The sequence below is a fragment of the Saprospira grandis str. Lewin genome (genome assembly GCF_000250635.1).
In the GTDB taxonomy this organism is placed as follows: domain Bacteria; phylum Bacteroidota; class Bacteroidia; order Chitinophagales; family Saprospiraceae; genus Saprospira; species Saprospira grandis.
Window position 1 is genome coordinate 2,599,323 of the sequence record NC_016940.1, and the last position, 24,218, is coordinate 2,623,540.

A 24,218-nucleotide genomic window follows, 5' to 3' on the forward strand; every position below is an offset into this window, starting at 1 on the left:
TCTTTTTTTATGCCCTTATTTGCCTTCTCCTTTGACGATAACCAATACGGTATGAAAAAGAATCTTAATATCGAGGGCCAAAGAAATATTTTCGATATAGAGAATATCATACTTTAGGCGCTGAATCATTTCCTCTACATTAGAGGCATAGCCATATTTTACCTGGCCCCAGGAGGTAATGCCTGGCCGCACCCTTTGGAGGTGGCGGACATGCGGGGCTTTTTGGGCAATTTGGTCAATATAAAATTGCCGTTCGGGCCGGGGGCCCACCAAGGACATATCGCCTCTGAGGACGTTCCAAAACTGCGGCAATTCATCTAGGCGGTATTTGCGCATAATGCGGCCCCAGGGCGTACAGCGGTCGTCGGCATCCTTAGATAGCTGTGGCCCATTTTGCTCGGCATCGGTATACATAGAGCGAAACTTATAGATGAAAAAGGGCTGTCCGCCTCGGCCCACACGCTCTTGCAAATAGAAAATTGGACCAGCAGAAGAAAGCCGTACCCGCAGCGCAATATAGGCATAGAGGGGGGCAAAAATGAGTAGAAAAAGGCTAGAACTGATAAGATCAATTGCTCTTTTGAGTACGCTAAACCAAAGCGGCATAAACTTGGGCGAAATCTCAATGAGGGCCGCATCATAGACATTACTCATTTTGACCTTACCCAAGAGAATTTCATACATTTCTGGACTCACCTTGATGAGTAGTGGTCGCCCCGCCAAGGCATTGAGCAGAAAGCTCAGTTGTTGTTGCTCATCGGTCTCTAAGGCCAGAATTACCTCCTGAATTTCCTGCTCTTGCAATACGTTCTCTAGCTCTTCTATTTGGCCCAAATAGGGCAGGCCATAGTTTAAGGGCTGTTCATTAAGGGCCAGAGCGCCTACAAACTCATAGTAGCCAGCCGTTTGCCCTTCCTCAATTTCTGCATAGAGCTGGGCGGCTCGCTCTCGGCTCCCAATGAGCAGCGTCTTGAAGCGAATTTCGCCTTTTTGCACCCGAGCATGGGCTCGGCCCAATAAAAACATACGGGCCAAAAAGGTCAGGACAAACTGCAGCCCAAACAAGGCCCCAAAAGAGGCATAATAGGCCCGATAGCCCTCGCTATAATTGGGCAAATCATTGAGCAAAATACTAAAAAAGAGAACCAGGCTCCCCAAGAAAATACTGGCCAGACTACGGAGAAATTCCGTGGTTCTAGACATCCGATAAATATTGCGATAGCTATCGGTTAGGGCATAGAGAAGCAGCCAGGCGGGCGGAATGGCCAAGAACCCGAAAATAAAGTTGGGGTCTTTCCACAACCAATCCCAATGAAAAGGAGCAATTCGCTCTAGGGCTATTTTTCTAAAGATAAAAAATAGACACCAAGCAAAGGTAGCCGTTAAGTAGTCTAGTAAAATATAGAGCCAGAGCCCTAGGGCTTGCTTTTTCATGTGGCAAACTTATAAAAAGGAAAACCTTCCTTAAAAATGTAGAATCTTAATATTGTCTAGGTATACCTTAGGACTGACATTTTCCTCAAAATCACTGACCGCAGCACGCAAAATGAGGGTGTAGCGGGCCGCATTTAAGGTGAAAATATCTTCGGTGAGGTCAAAGTAGATTTTCTTCCAGCCATCGCTAGGGTTAACCCCTCCTTTGATGAAGACCTCATCGGGCAAGCCATTATCGTAATGAGCAATCAGGCCCACCGAAATCACTTCCTCGGTTTTGTAGTGCATTTCTAGAAATACAGGGCTGGCCGTATTGGGCCGCTGCAAATCAGAAAGGCGAAAAGAGGTCCCTACATAACACTCCCAATGGGCGGTATCCAAGAGCATTTGCCCCGAGTAATCTCCCTCAAAAACATCATCTGTTTGTTTTTCTAGATAGCTGTCGGCAAAGTCGTCGCGGTCTTCGCCAAAGGCTACACCCGCATTTTCAAAATCTTCTACAATGAAAAACTCGACCTCATCATTGTATTGGAAGTTGGGGTAGACGGTATCTATCCGCCCTGCTTCTAGTTCCATATTTACTTCATAGGGATCAAAGAAGGGGTAGATGATGCGGTGGGTCGAAATCCCATCGCTAGGAATGCCGGCATAAATGCTTAGATTATAGTTGGGCCCTTCGCCCAAAATGGCCGCTAGGGTGGTGGGGAGGTTGTTGGCCCCTATAATTTGACCATCGACGGCAATCCAGGCATCCTCAAAGTTGTGTTGGCTGCTGCCCTCTACAAAAGGGTCGCCTGGGCTGTGTTGTATGCTGGGCACACAAACATAGGCGGGTACGGCTACCTGGCGGTCTTTGCTGCAGGCACTAAAAAGAAGAAGGCTAAAAAGGAATAGACTCAGTTGTTTCATCATTTTTCTAAAATTGTTCTTGTATGGCTTGGCGATGTGCCGAGATAGCCGCCAAGATTTGGTAGGCTAGCTCTAATGCTTTAACGCCATCTTCTAAACTAACCGTTGGCTCTGTATCCTCGATAATGCTTTTGGCAAAGAGCTCCAATTCGGTTTTGATGGCATTAACGGCCTGCGTCTCGGGCTGGTCCACCAACAAGTAGCGCTCTCCCTGAGGAGTCTCTAGGGCCATGAGGCGGTCGGCCTCTTCTACCCCCTGAGGGCTATCGTATAGGCGGATGAGCTCGCTCTTCTTCTCCAAAAAGTCCATACTGATGTAGGCATCTGACTGGAAAAGGCGAAACTTACGCATGCTTTTCATAGAGATGCGACTAGCGGTAATATTGGCTACTGCTCGGTTCTCAAATTCTATCCGAGCGTTGGCAATGTCTTCAGCGGGGCTGACAATGGCTACGCCACTAGCTTGTACCGAACGCACAGGTGAGTTGACCAATTTGAGCAAAATGTCCAGATCATGAATCATGAGGTCCAAAACAACAGAAACATCATTGCCTCTGGGGTTGAAGGGGGCCAATCGGTGGGCCTCAATAAACATGGGCGAAATATCTTGCTCGGCCATGGCCAAAAAGGCGGGATTAAAACGCTCTACAAATCCTACTTGTCCCTTGATGCCGGCTTCTTGGGCTAGGGCCAAAAGGGCTTTGCCCTCTTCTAATGTTTGGGTAATGGGCTTTTCTACAAAGATGTGTTTGCCTGCTGCAATGGCTTTTTTGGCCATCTCAAAGTGGCTGCTGGTAGGCGTTACAATATCCACTACGTCCACGGCTGCAATTAGTTCATCTAGATGGTCGTAGGCCTTTAGGCCCAGTTCTTCGGCAATGCTGGCAGCCCGCTCGGCCTGTGGCTCATAAAAACCAACAAGCTCATAAACATCGGGCAGTAGTTGCAAACATTTGAGGTGTATTTTTCCGAGATGGCCTGCACCCAAGAGGCCAATTTTTAGCTTCTGCATCCTTTTAGTATTTATAGTTTGGCGCAAAGATACTAAAACGCAGCGCTCTTCTCCTTAAACTTAAGGAGCTCCTTTTTTAGAATTTCTTGGGGCTGCCCCTCGCTTCGCTCGGGTCGGGCTGTGTCGTGGCTCGCTGCTCGCTCGGCCCTGCAGTTTTTTCGCTACGCTCAAAAACTTGGGTCTGCGGCTTCGCCGCCCCACTATCCATCCCTCAGCCTGCGGCCTTTCGGGCCTGTAGAACCGGATAAGTGGTATTCGTCGCTGCGCTCCTCATTCGCTAATATGTCCCCGCCCACCCACCCCTCTGCGGGATTCCCTAAGGAATCCCTTGGGGAGGCTGGGCCATTTGCAGCAGACAGGCGGCGAAGCCGCCGCAGGCCTAGCGATGCGGCGGGGTGGCCGTTAGGCCAGACCGAGGCGCTGCAAGCGCCGAAGGGCCGAGCAGACCTGCGAGCCCCAAAGCGACAACAAGGCCTTTAGGCCGCAGTTCGACGACCAAAGGGAGTAACCGCCGACGACCGAAGGGAGGCGGAGGCCCCAAAAAAAAGGCCCCTGCAAAGCAGCGACCTTTTAAACAATTAAAGCGTTCCTTTTCGATCTTCAGAAGAAGAGGGAAGGCTGGGAATATCTGGACCAGCCTGGCCTGCGGGCCCATAAAATGGTTGGCCGCCAAAGTCGTAGCCAAAATTGACCTCCGTGGCGCCTACACTATAATTCTGGAAATTATTGGTGGCCACATCAAAAGAGAGCAAAAGCGGCATCTGCTTGTCAAAAACAAAGCGAGCTTGGAAAGACAAAAAGCCCGGCGAGCGATAAAAAACGCCAAAGCCCAATTGGTCGCCCAAGAAAGTGGCCTTAATTCCGCCATCAATTTGTGGGCGGGGGCCTTGGGTATAGCGGACCATAATAGAGGGCTCTAGGCTCATCTCTTGGTCATCAAAGAAAAACTTATAGCCTGCAGTCACAAAATAATGGCGATAGTTATAGCCAATAGGGTCGCGGCCCGTGGCATTGCTGCCTGCAAAATCCAATTTAGACTGGACCAAATTGGGCGCCGAGGCCCCAACAAAAAAGTTGCGGGCATAAAAGTAAATGCCAAATTCGGCATCGCCAGTGGTTACGGCCTCGCTACCGTTATTGATAGCATTGTCATTATCATCGACAAAAGTGATTTCGCTGGTATTAACGCGCTGGCGGACAATGCGGCCCGCTAGGCCCATCGATAGGCGCATATCATCGCCCACGGGCAAATGAAAAGCATAAGAACCCTTCATGCCAAAACGGCGAGAAGGTCCCGTAATATCAGAGAAAATAAGCCCACCCACGCCATGCGATTGGCCAATGAGTCCCTGATAATTGATGCCAAAAGTTTGGGGCGCCCCCGGAAAAGCTACCCACTGCCAGCGATGAAAGACCTGTATAGAGTGAATCCCTCTAGAGCCCGCCACAGCAGGATTGATGAGGTAGCTATTATTATTGTATTGCGCAAAAAGAGGCTCTTGTTGGGCCTCTGCCTGCCAGCCCAAAAGCAGCAGTAGCGATAGCGTAAAGAAAAAACGTTTCATAAGCTATGAATTTAGTAGTGGGCGCCCCTAAGGGCGCCACACTTAAACTATTAACGGATAATGGTCACCGTACCTTTAAAGAGGACCGGATTGGCTTGAGAGGGATATTTTACCTGTAGTACATAATAGTAAGTAGCATCAGGTAAATTGGAACCAGTACGGAAGTCGGTACCGTCCCAGCTGTTATCATAAGCCTCCTTGCGGTAAACCAATTGCCCCCAGCGGTTATAAACCTCTAGGTCGCCTTCTAGCAAACCTAAGCAAGGAATCTCCCAAAGGTCGTTGACGCCATCATTATTAGGTGTAAAGCCAGAATGCTGGGCCACACAAGCGCCCACATTAACGGTCACGCTATCGTAGTCTACACAGTCATTATCATCTCTTACCTCCAAGCTATAAGTGGTGGTCTCAATTGGGAAGCCAATGGTTGTGGCTTGAGTTGGATCATTGAGGCCCGTCATGGGGGTCCAGAGATAAGAAGTAATGTTTCCTTGGCTGCCTGTACCATCTAGGGTAACGGCTTCTCCTACCAAGATTTCAAAACCAGCATCGCTAGTGGCTACAGCTGTAACGGCTTGGAAGGTCGCCTCAATACTATCGGCAGAACAACCCAAAGCATCTGTAATGACGATTTTCCAGTCGTCGCCAGAAGTTAAGTTGAGCCCCAGGCTAGCAAAGCCGCCGCTATAGAGCGCCTGCTGGCTAGTCGTTTGGCCATTGATCGTAACTGTTGCTGTATAGAGGTTGTTGGGACCTCCTGCTGCAGGCAGACCACCCGTAAGTTCTAAGAACAAGACCGCATTGCCTTGGCCATCACAATCATAGCTGACCGAATCCGATCCGCCATTGATTAAGACAGGCGTATAGCCTGCGGCTGTACAGATGTTGCCGCAGTTCGTGGCATTCCAGGCAAAGGTATCGATGAGCGTCTCCTGACAATCTTCGATGTCTTCCACAAAGACCTGCCAGATGTCGCCATCAGCTACGGTAAAGCTATAAGTGGCCGAAGCACCAATGTTGCCCGCTACAGGCGCATTCAAGACATTGTCTCCAGTGCTTAGTCCTGTAATAGTCAAGCTATAGTCAGAACCATCAAAGAAAGGCGTACCGCCTGTAATATCAATAGTGACCTCTGCGGTACCGTCTAGGTTACAGTTGTAGCTAGAAGGCGTAATGGCCAAAGGCACCGAATCACAGCTAATCGGACAGTTGGTACTATTAAAGATATAGGTACTGCTGAGGGTATCAGTACAGCCATTATCATCAATGACCGTAACGGTCCAGTTGTCGCCATCATTCACCAAGAAAGAGAGGAAGCTAGTACTACCAATAGTCCCAGCAATCTGAGCATTGTTGTAGCTTTGTCCAAATACTGTCGAGCCAGAAACACTAACGGTATAGTTAGAGCCAAAGATAGAAGGCGCTCCACCCCCTAGGGTAACTTCTACTAAAGCACTGCCTGTAGGGAAGCAGTTGTAGCCAGAACTAGCTACTACTGGGTTTGCCACACAGAAATCAGGACAGTTGGTTTGGTCATAGGTAAATAGATGACTTATGGTATCGCTACATGCACTACTATCACTAACGGCCAAGCTCCAAAGATCGCCATCGGCTACATCAAAGCTGAATGAAATGGCCGTGGAGTTTCCAGAACCCGCTACGGTATAGCTACCGTTTTGGCCCGCTACAGAAGATCCACTTACTACAATAGTATAGTTCGATCCATTCTGGGCAGGATATCCACCATTGATGAGTACCGTGGCCGTGGCTACATTGCCTCCAGTCTGACATTGATAGACCGTACTATCAATTGGGCTAGGCAAGAAGCGGATAGGGTCGCTCAAACAAGGATCATTACAAGGACTGGCATTGACGCTAGATTGAGCCGTACAGTTGACGCCATCATTGATATAGATATCATAAATATCGGCTCCCAAAATAGGGAGGCTAACGGTTTGGTTGGCCAAGGCCTGGCCCTGAATGGTATCGCCAAAGCTATTTACCAATAGATAGTCGTAGCTGCTGCCATCATAGGCGGGCAAACCACCAGAAAGCGTTAGGCTAATTGTACAGTTGTTGGGATCGTAGCCTGTAACAATATTCAAGGGCTGTAGGAAGACCAGAGGGGCTCCATTTTCCATACTTGCACTTGGGCAAGTTAAGTCTCCCCAACTCACATCTTCATCAGCTACTGCAGATACATAATAGACTTGGTTGAAAAGCGGGTTGCCCATGCTGCCCGAGTTGTTGGTGTTATTGACAAAATAAGCCGAGCTGTCTCGGGTAGAGTCAATATACATAAAGCCAATGTTGGCAATCGTATCGGGAATAGGGAAGGTATTATGCAGCATAAAGCCCACATCCAAACAGCCAGGCACTACAGAAGTAGTTTGGCCCAAAGGATCTAGCATAACAGAAGGGAAGATGCTATCGCCATAGCAGATATAAGCAGTGTCCATGCTATTAAAGGCAATAGTATCGCCTTGCTCGGTCTCATACTGAGAGTCACCAGCATAAACCTCAATCTCCTCGATATATTCGATGATGTATTGGCCTTGGTCACCAGGCGAACCACCATCCAACTGAAGGGCATAAGTGGTACCTGGTTCTAGGCAGCAAAGACTAATCGTAGAGCCGTTGAAGTCGGTATGGCCAGAAGCAATTGGCGTTAGGGCGCCACCGTTGGCTGCCCCTGTGCTGGTATAAGTGGCTGGCTGCAAACCGCCATAACAATCCGTGCCATTGAGCAAAGGATAGATGGCATAGTTCAAGCGGTTGAGGTTGGTATAAGCTCTCAAGCGAATTTCTACTACCCCAGAAGGCGGAACCGTAAAGTAGTGCCATACCGTCTGATCTGCGCGATTAGCAGGGTTGGGGTCAGAAACGGGCTCTCCCGCCAAACGCTCAATACAGGCGCGTTCGTTGCTTCCTGCTACTGCCTGAAAGGGGAGAGGAGGTTGCCCGATTAACTGAACGGGAATCTTATAGAAGGGATCAGGTAATGTAAGGCAAAGAATATCATTGGGTGGAGGGTTTTCTAAGGGTTCATCCACAGAGGGATCATAGGCCCAAACCGCAATAAATTGGTCATTGAAGGGGTTAAGCCCACTAACGGGGTCGGCCATGGCATAGTACTCATAACCGGGCTCCATACATTCTCTATAGACAATAGCACTTTCTTGGGCATTGCCCAAAACCCCATTGCGGCCTCCATCGGCAGCATCGAGGTTGGTGAGGTTGGCACAAGAGTAATCGCCAGGAACGCCAGGCGCAAAGCGAGGATCTGGTCCAAAAAAGGCGATGTTCTCGCTAAAGACGGATCCCGTATAGTCGGTTTCTACATAAGCGCGACCACTATTGGGGGCCGTGAAATGCGTCCAAACTGATTCATTAACGGTGTTGTTATTGCTGGCGGGATGATCATAATCATAGGCATGATAGTTCTCAGGATTGGAGTTGGTATGCGCCGCTCCGGTTTCGCCATAATCGTTTCCACCATCAAAGGCACAGTCAAAGTCTAGGGTAATGCTAGGCGTAGAACTGGCCCCCGAAGAGATAGGGCTAGTGCCCAAGGCAATCTGCGGAGCCGTACAGGGAATATCCTCTACATTGGGCGGCGAAGAACCCCCCAAATCATTGATTCGGACCTGTACCCAGCCTCTTTCTCCAGCATCATCAGAGGTGAGCTGAACGTAATATACTTCGCCCGGATGTAGCTTCTGGTAGCTCACGCCTCCTACCGGATCACAAGCATCAAACTCAATTTCTGCCTCAGGATCTAAACCCAAACCATCGGTCCCATCCGAGAACTCTAAATGCGAGAGGTACTCAAATTTATCTTTTACTTGAGCGCCTGTATTCAGGTTATTTCCCACCGTACAGCCATGCCCATCTGCCGCATGATAAAACTGCATATAGGTCCCAATTTCGGTACCGCTTAGGTCGGTAGTAATCTGCACTTCTCCAGAAGCAGGAGCCGTAAAGGCAAACCAAACCGAGCCGTTGTTGCTCACATCACTAGCATTGGGCTCATTGGGCTCCAAAGTAACTGCTGGACACCAACCATAAGTATAGGTTTGGTTCAAATTGAGCATGGGTGCCGCACAAATAGCGTCAGGCAAATAGGTAACGGGCAAAGCAAAATGCTCTACCTCCAAAACTAAAGTATAGCTCTGGTTCCCACAACCATCAGTAGCTGTGGCGGTAAAGCTTTGGGTATTTACGCCCCCCACTGCAGGCACGGCAATTCCCGCCGTCTGATTCCCCGTCTGTAGGTCCTCATCAACAGTGGTTCCCGTCAGGCTATAGTTAAAGCCCAAGATGTCATTTTCATAGCCCCGCCAATCAATATTGATCAAGCTGGGCACATCTGCAGGACAGATATACTCTTGGTTAAAAAATATCCCATCATTGGGCCGCAAATCTCCACTAGGGGCATTAACGGTCCAAGGCCCATTGTCCCCATTCCGAAACCCATAGTTAAAATCACCCAACACACCAATGGCTGCAGGGTTGTTATTGACCAAACCAATGGTGTTATCTGTGGCCAAAAATTCAAAGACAAAATCACTGTCTCCATTCAAAAAGCCGTCGCAGTCTACGTTGTTAGCTACAGACATACTCACTACTCTGACCTCAATGCGGCCTTGCGACCAAGCCAAAAAAGGCAGGCAAAGAAAGAGTAGTAAAGCTAGCCAACTTTTCCGTTTTGGCATAGTGTAAAATAATCTCATAAAAAGATATTATTTGTTAATAAATGACTTTAAGCCAACAAAAAGCAAGCAGTAGGTGGCTCTGCTTGCTTTTTGTTGCTCTTGGGCTGTTGTCTAGGCCCTATTTTACTGAGCTAAGTTAAGAAAAAATTAAACTTCTAACAGAAAATAGTTCGTCTTTCCCTTTGGGCCTAGGCTTATTCCCTTCTATTTATACTCTTATTTCTGCCCTAGCGGATGTCTTGCTTTTTAATAGTTTGATTGTTAGGGGCTTAGTTTTTTGTTTTGGGGCCCGCGGCCAGCAAGCTGGCCGCCGCTATGCTGCGGGGCTCACAGGTCTGTTCGGCCCTGCGCCGCCTTCGGCGGCTGGGTCTGGCCTTCGGCCCCCCCTGCACATCGCTGGGCCTGCGGCGGCTTTGCCGCCTGCTAAACCGCCTAAAGGACTTGATCGGGACGCTCTAAAATTTGAGACTGTTTAAGTTTTTGTGTCTGGCCTTTTTGCTGCCTAGGGGCTTGTCCCTAGGCGATGATTGACATTTTATAGTACCTGTGGGTTGAAACCCACAGCAACAAAAGAGGCTATACTAGGCGCAATAAAAATGAGCCGATGGTTAAAACCATCGGCCCATAACAAGTACTGTTCAAGTTTTTGTGGCTACCCTTTCCTGCGCCTAGGGACAAGCTCCTAGCTGATGATTGACTGCTCTTTTCCTGCCTTTAGAAACAGGAAGCTGTTTAGGGCCATGGGCTGAAGCCCATGGTTGCGAGTCTATGCAAACTAGCGGGCTGAAGCCCTTGTTTGCTATTGAGACTTGGGGGCATTTTCTTACTATAGTAAAAGGCCTTATATATCAACAGTTGAGGCCCTCGCAGAGGGCTGACTCCATTGGGTTAGCCTAGGGGCTTGTCCCTAGGTGATGATTGGCTGAGTCCTAAGCAGATAAAGGCCCAAATTTTATTCTAATACACAAAATCCTGAACAGTCCCCAAAATCCTGAACAGTCCCTTAGCCCGCTTTACAATTGCCGTTTCACAAATTGCAAATGGCATCCCCGACTTTACAATTGCCATTTCACAAATTGCGAATAGCATCCCCTGCTTTACAATTGCCGTTTCACAAATTGCAAATGGCATCCCCGACTTTACAATTGCCATTTCACAAATTGCGAATAGCATCCCCTGCTTTACAATTGCCGTTTCACAAATTGCAAATGGCATCCCCTGCTTTACAATTGCCGTTTCACAAATTGCAAATGGCACCCCCTGCTTTACAATTGCCATTTCACAAATTGCGAATAGCATCCCCTGCTTTACAATTGCCGTTTCACAAATTGCGAATAGCATCCCCTGCTTTACAATTGCCATTTCACAAATTGCGAATAGGGCATAAAAGTTTTGATGGGGTGTTCTGCATCTGCAGAATAGGGCAAAAAGGTTTTGATGAGCTGTTCTGCATCTGCAGAATAGGGCAAAAAGGTTTTGATGAGCTGTTCTGCATCTGCAGAATAGGGCAAAAAGGTTTTGATGGGGTGTTCTGCATCTGCAGAATAGGGCAAAAATGTTTTGATGGGGTGTTCTGCATCTGCAGAATAGGGCGTAAAGGTTTTGATGAGCTGTTCTGCATCTGCAGAATAGAGCAAAAATGTTTTGATGGGGTGTTCTGCATCTGCAGAATAGGGCATAAAAGTTTTGATGAGGTATTTGATCGCTGTCAATGGGTATAGCCCAGGGCTTCAGCCCATGGGCCCAAAACTACCCAGCCGCCGAAGAAGAACGCCAAAAGAAAAAAAACAGATGAGCGGCCTAGCGATGCGGCGGGGTGGCCGTCAGGCCAGACCGAGCCAGCTTGCTGGCGAAGGGCCGAGCAGAGAGCGAGCCCCAAAGCGTAGCGCCGCAAGGCCGCAGGCCGCAGCGGAGGCCCCAAATCCAAGGCCTTGTATAAAAAAATTCTATTTTAAATCTCTTCGCAGTACCTTTAGGCTCCTAAACTAAAATCATGATCATGAAAAACTTCTTAGTACTCTGCTGTTTTTTGCTTAGCAGCTTATCGACCGCTTTATTTGCGCAAATTGATGCTCGTTTTGGATTTAAGGCGGGGGCCAACCTTGGGACCATCATAGGGCCTGCAGAAGAGAATGACCAGGGCGAAAGCCTAGATGGCTATAGTTGGGCCACCAAGGTGCATATTTCGGCCACCGTAGAGGTTCCGATCAATGAACGTATAGGTTTGGCGGCAGAATTGGGCTTTTCTCAGCGAGGGAGCCGCTACCGCTTTGAGGCCGATAATGCCTACCTGAGCATCCCTGAGCTTAGTGAAACCTTTGAGGGACAAAGCCGGGTGAAATCCGTAAATATTACCAATGGATATGTAGAGATTCCGATCTTGTTTTATGTCCGCCCAATTAAGGACAAATTGCAATTAGATTTTGGACCGAGCTTTTCTTTTTTGGTCTCTTCTAGAGGATTAGGTATATTAAAGTATGGAGACCTTAGCGAGGATGCGGTTTTGGGCGATGACTTTGTAGAAATCAATTTGGACCATAGTTATTTGACCGATGCAGCTGGCGAGCTCAATAGTGATTTTACAAGAACGGGGCAATTGGATCAGCGCAGCATTACTTATCCGGCAGATTTGGGCGGCTACTATTTCTTTGATGAAAAAGATGGCCCCGCCTACCGCTACTTTGATATGGGCCTCAACTTTGGCGCCTCTTACTACTTTACCAAAGGGTTGAGAATGGGGGCTCGGGCCTATTATGGTCTCCTAGATATTACGAATAATAATTATGACATAGAACAACAGCGTCTAGACGACAACCGCAACTTTATCCTAAGAGATGACTTTGACCGCAACTTTAGCTTGCAGTTTTTTGTCGGTTTGCAGTTTTAGGCCCTACAAAACCAAGATCCCATGTTTAAAAAGGCCAAGAAAATGATTAAAAAGGACCTGCAGAAGCGCTATGAGAAGATGGAGGACCTTTTCCAAAAGTTTGAGCATCGTGTTTATGGACATCTGGAAGATCGTCTGGAAACCCTTGAAAGCCGCATTGATGAGCTTTCGGATCTATTGAATCGACGATTGGACCAGTTGGCGGAGCAGCAAGGGGCTGCCCCCAAAGAAGAGGCTGCCCAAGAAGAAACAAACCCCAGCCCTGAAGAAGAAGCCCCCGCCCAAGATGACCTTTGCCAAATTAAGGGCATCGGAAAAGTGATGGCGGAGCAATTGGCGGCTGCAGGTATTCATCGTTTTGAGCAGTTGGCCGAGCTAGGGCCAGAGGAAATAAAGGCTTTAGATCTTGAAATTTCGGGTTTTCAAAATCGCCTAGAACGCTATAATTGGCAGGAACAGGCACAACAATTCATCGCCGAATCTTAAACATGATTAAGCAAGCAGAAAAAATCGCTATTCTTGGGCCAGCCCACCCCCTGCGGGGCGGGCTGGCTGCTTTTAATGAGCGGCTCGCCAAGGCCTTTATAGAGGAGGGGCGAGAGGTGAAAATTTATAGCTTTAGTTTACAGTATCCCAGTTTTTTGTTTCCAGGCAAAAGCCAGTTTTCTACGGCCAAGGCGCCAGATTTAGACATTGAGGTCTGCCTCAATTCGGTCAATCCCTTCAATTGGTGGACCGTAGGCCGCAAGATCGCCAAAAGCCAGCCCGATGTTCTGATTGTCTCTTATTGGCTGCCTTTTATGGGGCCTAGTTTCGGGACCGTCCTGCGGATCGTCAAGAAGTACTCGCCCAATACCAAACTACTGGGGCTGGTGCATAACCTGATCCCTCATGAAAGCCGCCCTGGCGATGCGCTTTTCAACCGCTATTTTGTGGGCCCATTAGATGGATTTATGGCCCTATCGAAGAAGGTGGTTCAAGATATTCAGGAGTTTTTGCCCGCCCCTCGGCCAGCGCATTTTCATCCGCATCCGGTCTATGACAGCTATGGGCCTTTATTGCCCAAGGCGGAGGCCAGAGCGCAGTTGAAGCTAGATCTTGAGGGCAAATATTTGCTCTTTTTTGGCTTCATTCGGCAATATAAGGGCCTAGATATTTTGCTAGAGGCCCTGGGCGATCCTCGTTTGGCCCAATATAATATCAAGGCCTTGGTGGCGGGAGAGTTTTATGAGGACGAGGCCCCTTTTCGGCAGCAAATAGAGCGCTTGCAACTGGGCGATCGCCTACAGCTCTACAATGATTTTATTCCAGAAGAGGAGGTGGGCCAATTTTTTAGTGCGGCCGATTTGGTGGTGCAGCCCTATCGTCGGGCCACCCAAAGCGGCATTTCTCAATTGGCCTATCATTTTGAGCGGCCCATGTTGGTGACGGAGGTGGGCGGTTTGCCCGAAATCGTGCCTCATGGCAAGGCGGGCTATGTGGTTCCGCCCGAAAACCCCAAGGCCGTGGCGGATGCCATCTTGCAATTCTTTGAGTACGACCAAAACGATGGCTTCAAGAGCTATTTGCAGGCGGCCAAAAAACGCTATGCTTGGCCCGCCATGGTAGCCGCTTTTGATGAGCTATTGGTAGAGATTCCCGAAAAATAGGGGAGGATTTGGGGCCTCCCGCAGCAAGCTGCGGGCGTTATGTTGCGGGGCTCGCAGGTCTGCTCGGCCCTACGCCAGCAAGCTGGCTGGGTCTGGCCTTCGGCCACCCCTTCACAGCACTAGGCCGCTCATCTTGCGGCTTTGCTACTAGCTGCTCGGCTTCGGCCCTAGAGCAAAAAAGGCCTCAGCAATAGCTGAGGCCTTTTTGATTAGCTTAGACGAATTTCGTCATTGGTTTCATTATACAACTTATAGGAAGTAATGGGCAAGTCGTTATCGGCTCGTACATTAATCCATTTTTTGTATTCTCTCCACCATTTGATTTGCAGATTATGCAACCAGCCTTTTTTGATATAGGCTTGAACAAAGGGGTGGACCAGTAGGGTCACCTTATTGGGTTTTTGCGACTTCATCACAAAGTCCAGATCTCTTTTGATATCATCGGTGATGAGCAGAGTGGGTTGGACCTTGCCGGTACCTTGGCAGCTGGGGCAAGTTTCGGTCGTTTGGATATTAACCTGCGGGCGGACTCTTTCTCGGGTAATTTGCATCAGGCCAAACTTACTGAGGGGCAAAATGGTATGTTTTGCCTTATCATTGCTCATGGCATTTCGCATATGCTGAAAGAGCTCATTGCGGTGCGGGGCCTGCCGCATATCAATAAAGTCGATAATAATAATTCCACCAATATCGCGGAGGCGGAGTTGGCGGGCCACCTCTTCGGCCGCTTCAAGATTAACGCGAAGGGCGTTCTTTTCTTGGTCGTTGCTACTCATTTTGTGGCCACTATTCACATCGACCACATGCATGGCTTCTGTATGTTCTAGGACGATATAGGCGCCACTCGACATAGTAGAGGTTTTGCCAAAAGAGGCCTTAATTTGGCGAGTGATTCCGTACTGATCAAAGAGAGGTCGTTGGCCATTATAGAGTTTGGCCAAATCTTTCTTGCCATCGGTCACCTTATTGAGTTCTTCAACAACATCCTCATAAATGGCTTCATCGTCTACGATCACTCGGCTATAGTCATCATTCCAGAAGTCGCGAATAAGAGTTTGCGTTTTATTGAGTTCGCTCAGGCATTTAACGGGGCCTTTTGCATTGTGCATTTGTTTATAGATCTCCTCCCATTTGGCCATCAATTGTTGGATATCCTCATGCAGGTCGGCCACTTTGCGGCCTTCGGCGGCGGTGCGCACAATAAAGCCAAAGTTTTTGGGGCGCAGGCTTTCGATCAGGAGTTTCAGGCGGTTGCGTTCATCATCCGATTGGATCTTCTTAGAAACGGCAATTGTTTCGCTAAAGGGGTTGAGGACCAGGTAACGGCTAGCGATGGTTACTTCACAGCAGAGGCGAGGTCCTTTTGTAGAGATCGGTTCTTTGAGCACTTGGACCATAATGAGTTGGCCCTTCTTCAGTACGTTTGTAATTTTTCCCTTAGGCATTTTAGGGATATCGGCCTCCATCTTAAAATTATCGAGAAGATGGCTTTCTTGGCCTCCGCTAATAGCGCCATTGGTATACTTAACGAGCGAGCGGAGTTTTGGGCCGAGGTCGGTATAATGTAAAAAGGCGTCTTTGCCTTTTTGGCCAATATTGACAAAGGCCGCATTGAGGCCGGGTAGCAACTTGCTCACACGGCCAAGGTAGATGTCTCCAACAGCCAAGCTATTGACTGTTTTTTGATAGTGGAGCTCCACCAGTTTTTTATCCTCAAGCAGGGCAATTCTTGTGTCTTTGCCGCCTGAGCTGATGATTAACTCTTTTTCCAAAATGATATATATTTATTGACTTCCTTTTCTTTTTTGCCAAGGAATTGGCTAGGAAGCTTATAGCCCATAAGGAGCTCATTGGTAATGAGCTCGAGGCATTCTGTTTGATAAAAAGCGAGACGCCAAGGGCTTGGCGCAAAATTCGGTAGTGGCCAGTCACTCTTTTGTGGCTAGCCAGATATATGAACGACTCATAAAAAAGCAATATTTTTATGAGTTAGGCTTAAATAAACAAACAGCTAATTAAGGCGGGCAGTAGGACCACTCAGGTAGGGGCGGCCATTTTGTAGTTCCTTAGGCAGTTGGAGCTACAAAAAAAGGGTAAGTTGAACAAAGCCAGCTTACCCTAAATATTGGAGAGGCAGAACCTAAATTAGATCCGCCAACAATTCTATATAGATAGGAAGCATGCCCATCCATCTACAAAAAGAAATTACTTCTTCTTCTTCTTGTGACGGTTTTTACGAAGGCGCTTCTTTCTTTTGTGCGTAGCAATCTTATGTCTCTTACGCTTTTTTCCACATGGCATAGGCGTTAGTTTTTTATAAAATTAGATAAAAGTTAAAATTCATAAATAGTATTGGGAAGCATCCCAACATATTGGGCTGCAAATCTACTACTTATTTTCTATTATTTTCATAATTCTGCTTACCCTTTTTCAGTTCAATGGCTAAATCGGGGCGATTTTTTGCTAATTCGATGCAAGCGTCGTAGTGTTCGAGGACTTTTCCGGGCTTTTCTTCTTTTTTATAGCATTCGACTAGAGAGAAATGGGCTTCGAGCAGAAGGGTTTCGCTGACATCTTCGTTTTTGGCTAGGGCCACTACATTTTCGAATCTGGGAATTGCTTTTTTGATATCGCCTGTACGGTTTAGGGAGAGGCGGCCCATTTGCATTTGCAATTTGAGGTTATTGGGGAATTTTTTGTCTAGGGCCAATAACTTTTGGGCGCCCGTCATGGGCATAACAGAGGCGTCTACCATAGCGAGGTCAATATACATGAGTGCTTCATTGATAGCATAATTGACAGAATCTGGGGCCAGCTCTATGGCTTTTTCAAAGGCAGAGATAGCTTTGCGGGCCAAAAACTGTTTTAGCTTTACATCAGCTTTTTCTTTATTGAAAGCGATGCCGTAGGTACTTCCGGCAATATTCCAGGCCTCGGCATCTGGAGAGAGCTGGGCTACTTTTTCGGCATAGAAGCCTCCTGCGCCAAAATTTTTATACTCATTCCAGGTTCTAGAGAGGAGTTTGAGCGTAAGGATTTCTTGTTCGGGGTCTTGTGCTTTTTTGAGCTCTTGCTCTAGGCTATTCATATAGGCCAATTGGCTACTATCGAGGGCGGCTCGAGCACCGGCCATCAAAACATCATCGGTATAGGCAAGGCTATCGGTTTCTGGGTCTTGGCCATCTACCTTCTTTTTGTTGGGGGTGGTTCTCCCCAAGGCAATCAATCCGATAAAACTCAAGATGGCGATAGTAACGGCAGCCCACTGCCAAGTTTTTGCATTCATAACTTTTTATTTTTGGTCCATGAAGGTCCCCTAAAAAAAATGGACAAAACCCTTTTAGCCAACAAACGGGCTAGTTAGAGGTTTTGTCCATCTTTGAAAAATTCTTGCTTAAAAAATCAGCTTATTTAGAAACTGCTTCTTTTTGCTCCTTTTCTTCTACTTTCAAGTTTGTTTTCACTTTTTCTACAAATACTTTTGCAGGCTTGAAAGCGGGGATATAGTGTGCGGGGATTTCAATGGCACGGTTTGCTTTAATGTTGCGGCCCACTTTGCGGGCGCGTTTTTTAGCAATAAAACTACCGAAACCGCGAACGTAGACGTTTTCGCCTTCTGCGATGCTATCCTTCACTTGCTTGAAGAATTCTTCAAGTGTTACCAAAACATCAACCTTGGGGATTTCTGTTTTCTCGGCGATACGAGCTACCAAATCAGCTTTTCTCATGCTCTCCTATCTATTTAAAGCGGTTCTTGAAATTTGTAATATTCTGAAAGTGTGGGCAAATGTCGCATTTTTTTTATAAAAAGCGAATAAAAGTCCATCCTTTTTAGTTTAGTGCGCCTTAAATATTTGCTAAATAAGCCCTTATAAATCAATAGCTTAAAAAGCTGTTCAATCTATTTTATTCGACAGACTCTATTTTTTAATCTTCAAATGACAGTTTTTTCTGTTCTGCTTCTGGCAAGAGGCGAAAGCTTTTTCGGTGTAGGGGCGTAGCGCCAAATTGGGCAATAGCGGCTCGGTGGGCTTTGGTGGGGTAGCCTTTATTGCTGCTCCAGCCATATTCTGGATATTTTTCGGCTTGTTGGAGCATATATTCGTCGCGATGGGTTTTGGCCAAGATGCTAGCGGCGGCAATACTGAGGAAGCGGCCATCGCCTTTAATCATGCAATGGTGTGGAATTTCTTTGTAGGGCCGAAAGCGATTGCCGTCAATCAAGAGCAGCTCTGGAGTTATTGTTAATTGGTCCAAAGCCCGATGCATGGCCAAAAAAGAGGCCTGCAATATATTATGCTTATCAATTTCTGCTGGGCTCAACTGGGCCACGGCCCAAGCTACTGCGCCCTCTTCAATAATTTCTCGGAGCTCCTCTCGTTTTTTGGCGCTCAGCTTTTTGGAGTCATTGAGCTCGCTGAGGTCCATTTTGGGATCTAAAATCACGGCGGCGGCAAAAACAGGCCCCGCCAAGCAGCCGCGGCCCGCTTCATCGCAGCCCGCTTCTATTAAAGTATCTTGATAAGAAAATGCTAAGTTTGACATCTATATTATAGTCTAATTGAATTTGGTCCAGAAGGCGCGCAGCGCCTGGCCTAGCGATGGGGAGCAGTGGCCGTCAGGCCAGACCGAGCCAGCTTGCTGGCGAAGGGCCGAGCGAACAGCGAGCTGCGGACCGTAGCGCCGCAGCTTTGCTGCGGAGGCCCCAAAACAGTATCACATTAAAAGAGCTCCCCTTCTTCTCCGGGGGCGGCCAAATTGAGGTGTTGATAGGCCTTATAGGTGACCGATCGGCCTCTGGGCGTGCGTTTGAGGTAGCCTTGTTGGATGAGATAAGGCTCGTGAACATCCTCGATAGTGCCGGCATCTTCGCCCACGGCGGTAGCGATAGTGGTTAGGCCGACTGGCCCGCCTTTAAAGTGTTCAATCATCACGCGCAGGATCTTATTATCCATTTCGTCGAGGCCTTGGCTATCGACCTGTAGGGCATCGAGGCCATAGGCGGCGATCGTGGCATCGATGGTCCCATTTCCTTTGATTTCGGCAAAGTCGCGGACTCTTCGGAGCAGGGCATTGGCGATACGGGGCGTACCTCTAGAGCGGCGGCCGATTTCGTTGGCGCCATCCTCGGTAATGGGCACCTGTAGAATCTGGGCCGAGCGCTTGATAATCTTGATCAGGGTGGCCAAATCGTAATAATCGAGTAGGCAATCGATGCCAAAACGGGCGCGCATAGGGGCCGTGAGCAGGCCTTTTCGGGTAGTTGCGCCCACCAAAGTGAAGGGATTGAGTTGAATTTGGATCGTGCGGGCATTGGGTCCCGTATCCAGCATAATATCGATGCGATAATCCTCCATGGCCGAATAGAGGTACTCCTCCACCACCGTATTGAGGCGATGAATTTCGTCAATAAAAAGGACATCGCCTTCTTCCAAGTTGGTCAATAGGCCCGCAAGATCGCCAGGTTTTTCGAGCACGGGCCCCGAAGTAATCTTAATTTCGGTTTCCAGCTCATTGGCGATAATCAGTGAGAGGGTGGTTTTTCCGAGGCCGGGAGGGCCGTGCAAGAGCACATGGTCTAGGGCTTCGCCCCTTCTTTTGGCGGCTTGAATAAAGATTTGGAGATTTTCGACCAATTTGGGTTGGCCGGTAAAATCTTGCAAGAGTTGGGGCCGTAGCGCCTTCTCTATATTATTCTCTTGTTCTGAGAAATTATCGTTGGTGGGATCGAGGTGTTCGTTACGCATAGTTTGTTAATTCATTAGCTGCTGATCTGTAAGTAGCGCTTTCATTTGCTGATCAAAAGCTCGAAAAGAAGGGAGTTTTTTTAGCGCATCAAAAGATAATTGATTGCCCAGTAAATTATATAGGTTGCTAAGGGTTTCATTGACGTCTTTGGGGCCTAATAGTTCTCCTATTAAAGCGCTCAAAAAGGCTTTAGGATCTGCAATAGATTCTGGAGAATGGCTGAGTCCTAAGCCAGCTAAAAACTGTTTTATATCTCTTGTTCTTTTGGGGAGAGGTTCTCCCAATCCCTTTTCTAAGAGTAGAATGGGGTCGGCAAGCAGCCAGGCTTCAATCATTTTAACAGGGATAGCCGCAACTAGTGAGTAAGTAGAACTTTGCTCCGCCCAACGATCTTTTATTTGTTGATTTTTATCGCTCAACTTATTGGCATCTGCATCCTGATGAAGAACAATAAAATTAGCGGCATACTCCTCTGCTTTTGTATCAATTTCAGCTAAATAGTCTGAAAAATTACCGCCTGTATTTTTGGTAACTTCTTCTATTTGAAGCACAATTGGGCGACGAAGATCGAGTTGGGATAAATAGCGTTCTAACAAGGGTTTTAAAAAGCGATAATCGGTAGGACCTTCTGCTGCGAGTATAATAATTAGATATTCCATATTTAGTGCTTCTTCGGCTCATTTGTAATTATGCGAGTATCTAGATAATCGTTCAGTTCTCTTAGACTAATCGCTTTTACGCCCTTAAGAAGTGGCCTAATTGGAGAGTTTATAGGAAGAATTTGGCTATGGTTAAAATTTACATTTTTATTTTGGTAAATATCTAGTCGACTGCTAATTCGAGCCAAGCCAATCAGGCTGCCTAGACTTTTCTTTTCGTACACTTCTTGTACAAAAAGAGGCGAATGGGTATTGACAATGAGTTGTTGAAGCTTTTCCTCTTTATCCTTAAAATCAGTCGTCAGTTTCTCCAGCAAATCTGCCATATCTTTGATACGAGCAGGATGCAGACCATTTTCTGGCTCCTCAAAACAAAGCAGGCCCTGTCTCATGGGGTCGGCCAACATAATGCAGAGAGCCAAAATGCGCAAGGTTCCTTCAGAGAGTAACTTGGCTGAATACCACTGTTTATTCTGGTCCTGCAAGCGAATGACATAAGCCTTGTTCAGCTGATCTTCGACTACTTCTAAGTCTATAAAATGGGGCAAAAAACGATTGAAATTCCGTCTGATTTTAGCTAACAACTTAGGCGATTTCTTGATGAGTCGCTGTAGGTTTCCAGCCATATTTTGGCCTTGCTGGCCCAGAACATTTTGAGCAGCAGCTTTGGCTGTTGCTTTTCGCAATTCTTCTGGCTGAAGCTGAAGAAATTGCCAATAGCTAAACGCTTCTTTTAAGGCTAGTGCATGTGGGTAATCAATAGTATCTACTGTAGAAAGAATGGTCCGTTGGGCCTGTTTTAAAGGAAACCTTTTGTCGCGGCTGCCTTTAGCATCTTCCTCCAATTGTAAATAATCGCCCTTAGTTTGAATAAAGGGGAGCTGACGGCCTATACTTTTAGGCCGCCAATGCTCTTTTTTTCCAGGAACAAAATGTTTTATCCAAGCATCTTCCTTGACCAAAATGCGTTCTAGCTTTTCTTCTAAAACACGCAAGGAGCTGATAGAATTTTCATCAGTTGAGCGCTTGATTTTTAAGCTATAACGCAAACGAGTATAATCTAAATCTACCGTTTGCCCCCAAGAATCCGTAATCTGACGATCTAGTAAAACCTCTACCATAAAAGACATTTCTTTTGCATAAATGTCTGGCGCATACTGCGTAAATAGCTCGATTAGCTCCCCTCTTTGCGTCGCAAAAGCAGTCTTCAAATTTGAAGAGTTAGCTAAAGCCGATATGAGTGCTAAAGCATCAAATAGATTGCTTTTTCCCGAGCTATTTGCTCCTGCGATTAGCGTAAAAGGAGCCAAATCCATTTCAAAGTTATGAAAGGACTTAAAACCGCTAATGGCTATTTTACTAATCATAGTAGTGGCTTTTAAAGTAGATTAAAAAGGGTTAGACATCCAGCTCAATTAAGCAGGGACAATGGTCAGAATGTACGGCATCATTCAACAGCTCAGCGCCTTTGATAGCGGGCACTAAATCTTCTGAAACGCACTGATAATCGATGCGCCAGCCTTTGTTGTTGGCCCTTGCGGTTTTAGAGCGCATGCTCCACCAGCTAAATTTTTGTTCTTCTGGATGCAACTGCCGAAAGCTATCTACAAAGCCGCCTTCTTCTAGCCATTTGCTCATCCAAGCCCGCTCTTCGGGCAAAAAACCAGAGGTTTTATGGTTGCGTTTGGGGTTGTGAATATCAATTTCTTCATGGGCAATATTATAATCGCCCTGCAGCAAAATTTTGGGCCGCTCTTTTTTCAATTCTTGCACCCAATCATAAATACTATCCAAAAAATCATATTTGACCTCTTGACGAACCGAGCCCGATGTCCCCGAAGGAAAATAGCAGTTCAATAGGGTCCAATCGCCAAAATCTAGGCGCAAAACTCGGCCCTCCTTATCAAAGCGCTCGATGCCCATGCCCTGCACTTCCAAATCGGCTTTTACCTTAGACAAAACGACCACTCCACTATAGCCTTTTTTCTCGGCCGCATGCCAATAAATATGCTCATAACCAGCCGCTTGCAGCTCTTCCAAATCTACTTGTTCGCGCAAAGCCTTAGCTTCTTGCAGGCCAATAATATCAATGTCATTTTCCTTCACCCAATCCACAAAACCTTTCCGAATTGCAGCTCTTAGTCCATTTACATTATAGGATAGTACTTTCATTTCTTGCTTTTAATTTTACTGATGTTTTGTTTTTTTTGGGGCCCGCGGCCGGCTAGCCTTCGGCTAGGTCGGCCGCCGCTATGCTGCGCGGCTCGCAGGTCTGCTCGGCCCTGCGCAAAACTTCGCTAACGCTCGTTTTGCTGGGTCTGGCCTGCGGCCACCGCTGCGCAGCGCTGGGCCTTTTGGACCATTTACAGCCAGCCCTTTTCAATGAGGGCTTCTGCAATTTGTAGGGCATTGGTGGCCGCGCCCTTATGCAAGTTATCGGCAACGATCCAAAGATGCAAGCCATTTTCTTGAGAAAAATCGCGGCGGATGCGGCCCACAAAAACCTCATCTTTCCCCTTGGCCGAAAGCGGCATGGGGTAGAGGTTTTCGCTGGGATTATCTTGGACCACTACACCTGGAGATTGGGCCAACAATTCGCGAATATCGGCGAGCTCGAAGGGCGTTTTGAGGGCAATATTTACGGCTTCGGAGTGGCCGCCCATAACGGGCACACGGACCGCCGTGGCGCTGAGCCGAAGCTCGGGCAAATTCATAATTTTGCGACTTTCGTTCAGCAGCTTGATTTCCTCTTTAGTATAACCATCTTCTACAAAAACATCGCAATGGGGCAGGCAGTTTTCAAAAATGGGCTGGGGGTAGGCGGGATTTTGGGGCGTTTTGCCCTGCAACTCTTCTTGATATTGTTGGAGGGCCTTCATGCCTGTTCCCGTCATAGATTGATAGGTAGAGACTAAAACTCTTTCTAGGCCATATTTTTTTTCTAGGGGCCAAAGGGCCAACAATAGCTGAATTGTTGAGCAGTTGGGATTGGCAATAATAAAGTCATCGGCTTTGAGTTGGTCCAGATTGACCTCGGGCACAATGAGGGGTTTATCTTGGTCCATGCGAAAGGCCGAAGAATTATCAATGACCTTACAGCCAATGGCGGCAAATTTTGGGGCTAGTGCTAGCGAAACGCTACCGCCGGCAGAAAAAAGGGCCAAATTGGGTTTTTGGGCCAGGGCCTCTTCGGCCAAAAGGAGCGGAATATCTTGGCCTTTAAAGCGAACTGTTTTGCCTTTGGAGCGGGCAGAGGCCACGGGCAAGAGTTGGCTAAGAGGAAAATTGCGTTCTTCTAAGAGTTTCAACATCACTTGGCCAACCATTCCGCTGGCACCGACAAGGGCTAATTTCATGCGTATATATTTTGCAAATGATAAGAAGTCAAAAGTACAAAAGAAGTTTTGGCTTTGGAGGCAAACGGCTTGAAAACTGTTGCCAATTTGCGGTTTTGCAGGGCCGAAGGCCCGCAGGCTGAGGGATGGACAGCAGTGGCCGCAGGCCAGACCGAGCTGGCGCAGCCAGCGAAGGGCCGAGCGAATAGCGAGCTGCGACACAGCCCGACCCGCCCGCAGGGCGGGGCAGCCCCCAAAAAATAAATAAAAAGAAAAAATGAGCGATCAAAAAGAGACAAGCTAAG

Annotated in this window: 19 protein-coding genes; 3 read left to right on the plus strand and 16 right to left on the minus strand. The window is 47.5% G+C overall.

The window, feature by feature from the left end:
* Positions 1-15: 15 nt before the first annotated feature.
* From SGRA_RS11605 to SGRA_RS11640, 7 genes are all read right to left on the minus strand, one after another.
* Complete coding sequence (locus SGRA_RS11605) at positions 16-1,434, minus strand: sugar transferase (RefSeq protein WP_015692891.1); 1,419 nt, start codon at positions 1,432-1,434, stop codon at positions 16-18.
* Positions 1,435-1,464: 30 nt separating this feature from the next.
* Complete coding sequence (locus SGRA_RS11610; protein ID WP_041329637.1) at positions 1,465-2,346, minus strand: hypothetical protein; 882 nt, start codon at positions 2,344-2,346, stop codon at positions 1,465-1,467.
* Between the two features lie 4 nt (positions 2,347-2,350).
* Complete coding sequence (locus tag SGRA_RS11615; RefSeq protein WP_015692893.1) at positions 2,351-3,355, minus strand: Gfo/Idh/MocA family protein; 1,005 nt, start codon at positions 3,353-3,355, stop codon at positions 2,351-2,353.
* Positions 3,356-3,933: 578 nt separating this feature from the next.
* A complete protein-coding gene (locus tag SGRA_RS11620; protein WP_015692894.1) occupies positions 3,934-4,920 on the minus strand; it encodes a PorP/SprF family type IX secretion system membrane protein in 987 nt (328 codons plus the stop codon).
* A gap of 50 nt (positions 4,921-4,970) precedes the next feature.
* Positions 4,971-9,653, minus strand: coding sequence for a T9SS type B sorting domain-containing protein (locus SGRA_RS11625; protein ID WP_015692895.1), 4,683 nt, complete (start codon positions 9,651-9,653; stop codon positions 4,971-4,973).
* A 939-nt stretch (positions 9,654-10,592) separates the two neighbouring features.
* Entirely contained in the window at positions 10,593-10,997 is a 405-nt protein-coding gene (locus tag SGRA_RS11635; RefSeq protein WP_015692898.1) for a hypothetical protein, read from the minus strand.
* Positions 10,985-11,314, minus strand: a complete 330-nt coding sequence (locus SGRA_RS11640) for a hypothetical protein (protein WP_015692899.1) — start codon at positions 11,312-11,314, stop codon at positions 10,985-10,987. Before SGRA_RS11640 ends, SGRA_RS11635 begins: the two co-directional genes overlap by 13 nt.
* A gap of 320 nt (positions 11,315-11,634) precedes the next feature.
* Between SGRA_RS11640 and SGRA_RS11650 the strand changes: the two genes are divergently transcribed.
* The 3 genes from SGRA_RS11650 to SGRA_RS11660 are packed head-to-tail and all read left to right on the plus strand — an operon-like array spanning position 11,635 to position 14,171.
* Positions 11,635-12,522: a porin family protein gene (locus SGRA_RS11650; protein WP_015692901.1), complete on the plus strand. Its 888-nt coding sequence runs from the start codon at positions 11,635-11,637 to the stop codon at positions 12,520-12,522.
* A gap of 21 nt (positions 12,523-12,543) precedes the next feature.
* Entirely contained in the window at positions 12,544-13,008 is a 465-nt protein-coding gene (locus SGRA_RS11655; protein ID WP_015692902.1) for a helix-hairpin-helix domain-containing protein, read from the plus strand.
* A 2-nt stretch (positions 13,009-13,010) separates the two neighbouring features.
* Entirely contained in the window at positions 13,011-14,171 is a 1,161-nt protein-coding gene (locus SGRA_RS11660) for a glycosyltransferase (RefSeq protein WP_015692903.1), read from the plus strand.
* Positions 14,172-14,380: 209 nt separating this feature from the next.
* Here the strand turns inward: SGRA_RS11660 and SGRA_RS11665 are convergent, their stop codons facing one another.
* The 9 genes from SGRA_RS11665 to SGRA_RS11705 all read right to left on the minus strand — a co-directional run bounded on the left by SGRA_RS11665 (position 14,381) and on the right by SGRA_RS11705 (position 23,934).
* Positions 14,381-15,943, minus strand: coding sequence for an Rne/Rng family ribonuclease (locus SGRA_RS11665; RefSeq protein ID WP_015692904.1), 1,563 nt, complete (start codon positions 15,941-15,943; stop codon positions 14,381-14,383).
* Between the two features lie 620 nt (positions 15,944-16,563).
* Complete coding sequence (locus SGRA_RS11670; RefSeq protein ID WP_015692907.1) at positions 16,564-17,457, minus strand: tetratricopeptide repeat protein; 894 nt, start codon at positions 17,455-17,457, stop codon at positions 16,564-16,566.
* A gap of 121 nt (positions 17,458-17,578) precedes the next feature.
* Positions 17,579-17,899: an HU family DNA-binding protein gene (locus SGRA_RS11675; protein WP_015692908.1), complete on the minus strand. Its 321-nt coding sequence runs from the start codon at positions 17,897-17,899 to the stop codon at positions 17,579-17,581.
* A 199-nt stretch (positions 17,900-18,098) separates the two neighbouring features.
* A complete protein-coding gene (locus SGRA_RS11680) occupies positions 18,099-18,716 on the minus strand; it encodes a ribonuclease HII (RefSeq protein ID WP_015692909.1) in 618 nt (205 codons plus the stop codon).
* 176 nt (positions 18,717-18,892) lie between these two features.
* The gene (ruvB, locus tag SGRA_RS11685) at positions 18,893-19,918 is read right to left on the minus strand and encodes a Holliday junction branch migration DNA helicase RuvB (protein ID WP_015692910.1); all 1,026 of its coding nucleotides are present in this window, start codon (positions 19,916-19,918) and stop codon (positions 18,893-18,895) included.
* Between the two features lie 6 nt (positions 19,919-19,924).
* Positions 19,925-20,578: a DUF4276 family protein gene (locus SGRA_RS11690; protein WP_015692911.1), complete on the minus strand. Its 654-nt coding sequence runs from the start codon at positions 20,576-20,578 to the stop codon at positions 19,925-19,927.
* A 2-nt stretch (positions 20,579-20,580) separates the two neighbouring features.
* Positions 20,581-21,945, minus strand: coding sequence for an AAA family ATPase (locus SGRA_RS11695; protein ID WP_015692912.1), 1,365 nt, complete (start codon positions 21,943-21,945; stop codon positions 20,581-20,583).
* Positions 21,946-21,976: 31 nt separating this feature from the next.
* Positions 21,977-22,750 (minus strand): exodeoxyribonuclease III, encoded by a 774-nt coding sequence (locus SGRA_RS11700; protein WP_015692913.1) that lies wholly within the window; start codon positions 22,748-22,750, stop codon positions 21,977-21,979.
* Between the two features lie 191 nt (positions 22,751-22,941).
* A complete protein-coding gene (locus tag SGRA_RS11705; RefSeq protein ID WP_015692914.1) occupies positions 22,942-23,934 on the minus strand; it encodes an aspartate-semialdehyde dehydrogenase in 993 nt (330 codons plus the stop codon).
* Between the last annotated feature and the right edge of the window lie 284 nt (positions 23,935-24,218).

What these genes read in the sequence shown, in the direction of transcription:
- SGRA_RS11635 (WP_015692898.1), bottom strand. Translation starts at nt 10,997, where the DNA reads ATGGCAATTGTAAAGCAGGGGATGCTATTCGCAATTTGTGAAACGGCA.
- SGRA_RS11650 (WP_015692901.1), top strand. Translation starts at nt 11,635, where the DNA reads ATGAAAAACTTCTTAGTACTCTGCTGTTTTTTGCTTAGCAGCTTATCG.
- SGRA_RS11605 (WP_015692891.1), bottom strand. Translation starts at nt 1,434, where the DNA reads ATGAAAAAGCAAGCCCTAGGGCTCTGGCTCTATATTTTACTAGACTAC.
- SGRA_RS11700 (WP_015692913.1), bottom strand. Translation starts at nt 22,750, where the DNA reads ATGAAAGTACTATCCTATAATGTAAATGGACTAAGAGCTGCAATTCGG.
- ruvB (WP_015692910.1), bottom strand. Translation starts at nt 19,918, where the DNA reads ATGCGTAACGAACACCTCGATCCCACCAACGATAATTTCTCAGAACAA.
- SGRA_RS11660 (WP_015692903.1), top strand. Translation starts at nt 13,011, where the DNA reads ATGATTAAGCAAGCAGAAAAAATCGCTATTCTTGGGCCAGCCCACCCC.
- SGRA_RS11680 (WP_015692909.1), bottom strand. Translation starts at nt 18,716, where the DNA reads ATGTCAAACTTAGCATTTTCTTATCAAGATACTTTAATAGAAGCGGGC.
- SGRA_RS11675 (WP_015692908.1), bottom strand. Translation starts at nt 17,899, where the DNA reads ATGAGAAAAGCTGATTTGGTAGCTCGTATCGCCGAGAAAACAGAAATC.
- SGRA_RS11690 (WP_015692911.1), bottom strand. Translation starts at nt 20,578, where the DNA reads ATGGAATATCTAATTATTATACTCGCAGCAGAAGGTCCTACCGATTAT.
- SGRA_RS11705 (WP_015692914.1), bottom strand. Translation starts at nt 23,934, where the DNA reads ATGAAATTAGCCCTTGTCGGTGCCAGCGGAATGGTTGGCCAAGTGATG.
- SGRA_RS11625 (WP_015692895.1), bottom strand. Translation starts at nt 9,653, where the DNA reads ATGAGATTATTTTACACTATGCCAAAACGGAAAAGTTGGCTAGCTTTA.
- SGRA_RS11615 (WP_015692893.1), bottom strand. Translation starts at nt 3,355, where the DNA reads ATGCAGAAGCTAAAAATTGGCCTCTTGGGTGCAGGCCATCTCGGAAAA.
- SGRA_RS11610 (WP_041329637.1), bottom strand. Translation starts at nt 2,346, where the DNA reads ATGATGAAACAACTGAGTCTATTCCTTTTTAGCCTTCTTCTTTTTAGT.
- SGRA_RS11670 (WP_015692907.1), bottom strand. Translation starts at nt 17,457, where the DNA reads ATGAATGCAAAAACTTGGCAGTGGGCTGCCGTTACTATCGCCATCTTG.
- SGRA_RS11695 (WP_015692912.1), bottom strand. Translation starts at nt 21,945, where the DNA reads ATGATTAGTAAAATAGCCATTAGCGGTTTTAAGTCCTTTCATAACTTT.
- SGRA_RS11655 (WP_015692902.1), top strand. Translation starts at nt 12,544, where the DNA reads ATGTTTAAAAAGGCCAAGAAAATGATTAAAAAGGACCTGCAGAAGCGC.
- SGRA_RS11620 (WP_015692894.1), bottom strand. Translation starts at nt 4,920, where the DNA reads ATGAAACGTTTTTTCTTTACGCTATCGCTACTGCTGCTTTTGGGCTGG.
- SGRA_RS11640 (WP_015692899.1), bottom strand. Translation starts at nt 11,314, where the DNA reads ATGCCCTATTCTGCAGATGCAGAACACCCCATCAAAACATTTTTGCTC.